The 3,441-nt window shown below is 67.6% G+C and carries 4 protein-coding genes; all 4 read right to left on the bottom strand.

Features of this window, described 5'->3' with window-relative positions:
* A partial coding sequence (locus tag AC1DZ6_RS21755; RefSeq protein WP_477099211.1) for a DUF983 domain-containing protein occupies window positions 1–372 on the bottom strand: 372 nt, incomplete at its 3' end.
* Window positions 373–671: 299 nt separating this feature from the next.
* Window positions 672–806, bottom strand: coding sequence for an entericidin A/B family lipoprotein (locus AC1DZ6_RS21750; protein WP_028041479.1), 135 nt, complete (start codon window positions 804–806; stop codon window positions 672–674).
* A 102-nt stretch (window positions 807–908) separates the two neighbouring features.
* Complete coding sequence (locus AC1DZ6_RS21745; protein WP_477099210.1) at window positions 909–3,014, bottom strand: acylase; 2,106 nt, start codon at window positions 3,012–3,014, stop codon at window positions 909–911.
* A 131-nt stretch (window positions 3,015–3,145) separates the two neighbouring features.
* Window positions 3,146–3,394: a hypothetical protein gene (locus AC1DZ6_RS21740; RefSeq protein WP_477099209.1), complete on the bottom strand. Its 249-nt coding sequence runs from the start codon at window positions 3,392–3,394 to the stop codon at window positions 3,146–3,148.
* Between the last annotated feature and the right edge of the window lie 47 nt (window positions 3,395–3,441).

Below are 3,441 nucleotides of genomic sequence, written 5' to 3'. Positions count from 1 at the left end.
GCGCAGGCCCACGGCCCACAGGGCGCCGATCACCGCGCCCTTGACGCGGGGCAGCAGCATCAGGGTCAGGGCGGCCAGCGGCAGCACGGTCAGCGGCACCACCAGCGCCGGCGACAGCTTCCAGATGAACGGGAACAGCAGCAGCGGCGCGACCACCAGGTGGCCGATGATCAGGATCGTGAAATAGGCCGGGCCGTCGTCGGCCGGATAGCGCGCCAGATCGTGGCCGCAGACCTCGCAGTCGAGATCGACCTTCAGATAGCGCGTGTACAGCCGTCCCTCGCCGCAGTTGGGGCAACGGTGGCGGACGCCGCGCTTCATGCCGGTCAGCATGCTGACCGGAGGCGGGCAGGAGGAGGTCTGCTCGTTCATGGGCGTGGATATGCCTCCGCGAAGGTCCCAGTGAAAGGGGGCGCGCGGTCGCATGCGCTATTTTGAATCAGTTTTCGTTGAGATGAAGGGCTATCGGCATAAGCATTCGCCCGCAAGGCGAGCGAATTGAAACACCGTTACTCGACCGGGTTAACCACAATTGTTTTCGGGTTTTGTGGATAAGCCACGGTCAACCTTGGAAAAAGGCGAAGCGAGCGCTGCCATGCTACGGTGCAGCTTAACTATACCAGGGTTCGCGGACCCCGTTCGGTCGAGGTCCGCAACCTTCGATGCTGCGACTATTTGGCGTCCTTGGCGGTGTTGGTCACGGCGCGGCCGGCGGCCGACACGTCCTGGCCGACGCCGGCGACGGTGTTGCAGGCCGAAACCAGCAGGGCGGCGGCCACGGTGGCGAGGATCACGATCTTGCGCATGGAGAGGTCTCTGACGTTGGAGAAATGGCGGCGGACCTTAACCTTGGCCCATGGTGACGTTCAAGCGCGCGACCACGGCGAAGTCATGGCGCCGGGCGGCCGTTAGCGCTTCCCGGGCCGGTAATCCTCCCGCACATGTCCTCTCAGTTCGTCCTCGGTGAACAGCACCGGCTTGGTGCGCATGGTCGCGAACAGCGGGGTCTGGTCGGCGTAGTGCGGGGAGGCCGCATCGAGGGTGGCCGAGCCGAACTGGTGGATGCTGTCGGAATGCACCACGCCGGCCGCGTCCCAGCGCACGAACATGATCAAGGTGTCGCCGGCGTCGGCGGTCAGCGTGCCGTTCTTCTGCGGAATGCCCCAGACCGAGCGGTAGGTGTCGGCCCCGCCGTCGATGGGCAGGTCGACCTTGCCGCGCCGGATGCGGTTGACCTGGCCCCATTCCGGATCCAGGCGGCCGAAGTTCGTCTTCAGGGTCGCGATCGCCGCCTTCAGGCTGTCGATCGGAGCGGGCGGCGTGTCGCCGTTGATCTGGGCGACCAGGATCGGTTGGATGGTCAGCGAGGCCAGGGCGGCGGCGCGGTTGTGGGCATCTGTGCGCCGGTCCCAGCCGCGCAGGATCGCCTGGGCGGCCTTCAGGTCGGCGTCCGTCCCCGGATCCAGGGCCGTCAGCGCCGTGATCATCGCCACTTCGGACGAATGCTCGCTGTACGTGATGTCGAACTTGTAGCGGCGGAAGGCCTCGTCGGTGATCGCCGTGTCGGCGCCGACCAGTTCCTGGATGCGCAGGGCGCGGTTGGTGACGTTGGTCTGCAGCCCCTCGCTGGCCGGGAAGTCCGCGGGTTTGAGGTTGTCGGCCGGATCGCTGGCCAGGAACGGGCTGTTGTTGGAGTTGTAGACGTAGCCGGACTTGGGGTTCCACAGCTGGGGGATGGCCTCCACCGGGCGGTAGCCCTGCCAGATCAGGTCGGACCGGTCGCCGGCCAGCACCCCGCTCCAGTCCACGCCTTCGCGGCGGTTGGGATACTGACCGTTGTGCACGAAGCCGATGTTCCCGGCGGCGTCGGCATAGATGTAGTTCAGGCTGGGCAGGGCGTGGGTGGCGATGCCGGCCCGCCATTCCTCGACGTTCCGCGCCTTGTTCAGCCGCCAGTACTGCAGCGGCTGGCGGTATTCGCCCATGCCGGCGTAGCGCAGGGCGAACAGGCCGTGCTTGGTCTCCAGCACCGGGCCGTGGACGGTGCGCAGGGCCTGCTTGGTCACAGGGATGACGATCGGACCCCAGATCTTCACCTTCATCTTCACGTCGTGCCGCTGAAAGTCGCGCCAGGCGCCGTCCAGCCGGTACTGGTTCTTGTTGTCGGGATTGATCACCAGCCGGTAGGCGTCGAACAGGTCGGGCTTGGAGACCGTGTTGGCCCAGCCCAGGTGCGCGTTGTGGCCGTGCAGCATGAACGGCGCGCCGGGGAAGAAGCCGCCGGCCACGTGCCAGCCTTCGCCGCTCTCCACCACGGCCTCGTACCAGGCCACCGGGCCGGTATAGGGCTGGTGCGAATTGACCAGCAGGCGGGGCAGGTGGTCGGCGGTGCGCGACGGGGCCAGGGCCAGGCCGTTGGAGCCCTTGGGCGGCTCCTTCTGCGGCGTCTCCGGCGCGTTCAGCCGCTTCAGCTCGCCGTCCAGGCCATAGAAGAACGGCTGCTTGAACACGAAGCCGGCCAGGATGTCCTTGCCGCTCACCGGCAGCAGGCCGGGCGTCACGGCCTTGGGGTGAGCGGCGGCGTAGGCGTTGACCCCGTCGGCATAGGCCTCGAGCACGGCGCGCAGATCGGCCGGCAGCTTGGGGTAGCCGGACTCGACCGTCGGCCAGACGTCCAGCAGCCCCACCAGATAGTCGGTGACCGCCGCCTTCGGTCCGGTCGTGCGGGCCAGGGTTCCGCGCGTGGCCAGGGTGACCGACTGCACGGTGGCGAAGTCGTCCTCCGACTGGGCGTAGGCCAAGCCGAACGCCGCGTCGGCGTCACGCCGGCCCAGGATGTGCGGCACGCCCCATTCGTCGCGGCGGATGCGCACGTCGTAAGTGGCGCCCTTGGCGATCAGGGCCTGGATGTCGGGCTTGGGCGGCTGGGTGGCGAGGTCGAGCCCGATCAAGCCCAGCATGACGACGACCACCAGGCACACGACGGCCAACAGGCCTCGCAGGATCCACCGCATGACGTTCCGCCCCTAACCGTTCTTTGGCGCGATGATGGGCGCGGTTCACGGTCGGCGAAAGGTGGACGTTGGGGAAAGGCCAGGCTTGGTCGGAAACGGCGAGGTCTGGGATGAGTGTCGCGGGAGAGGCGTCAGGCGCTTTCGCCATCTCCGCCGGAGGCCTTGGTGCGCAGCGGACCGTCCACCACGCCGAAGTCGCGCGAGCGCATCCTGCCCTCGGCCAGTTGGACGCCTTCGGCTTCCAGGCCGCGCTTTAGCAGTTCGCGTACGGCGGCGGCGCGGCTGGGCATGCGGCGCGCGAAGCGCCAGTCATCCAGGGCGGCGAGCTCTTCCTGGGTCAGCATGATCTGCAGGCGTTCAGGGCGGGTCAGGTCGTTCATCGGGTCTCGGCCCCCGGAAAAGGGGCGACTCTCCTATTGTTCGGTAG

This window comes from Caulobacter sp. P1_B12_2 (assembly GCF_056406675.1).
Note: the sequence above shows the minus strand (reverse complement) of the source record. Positions and strands in the feature narration are given on the sequence as shown.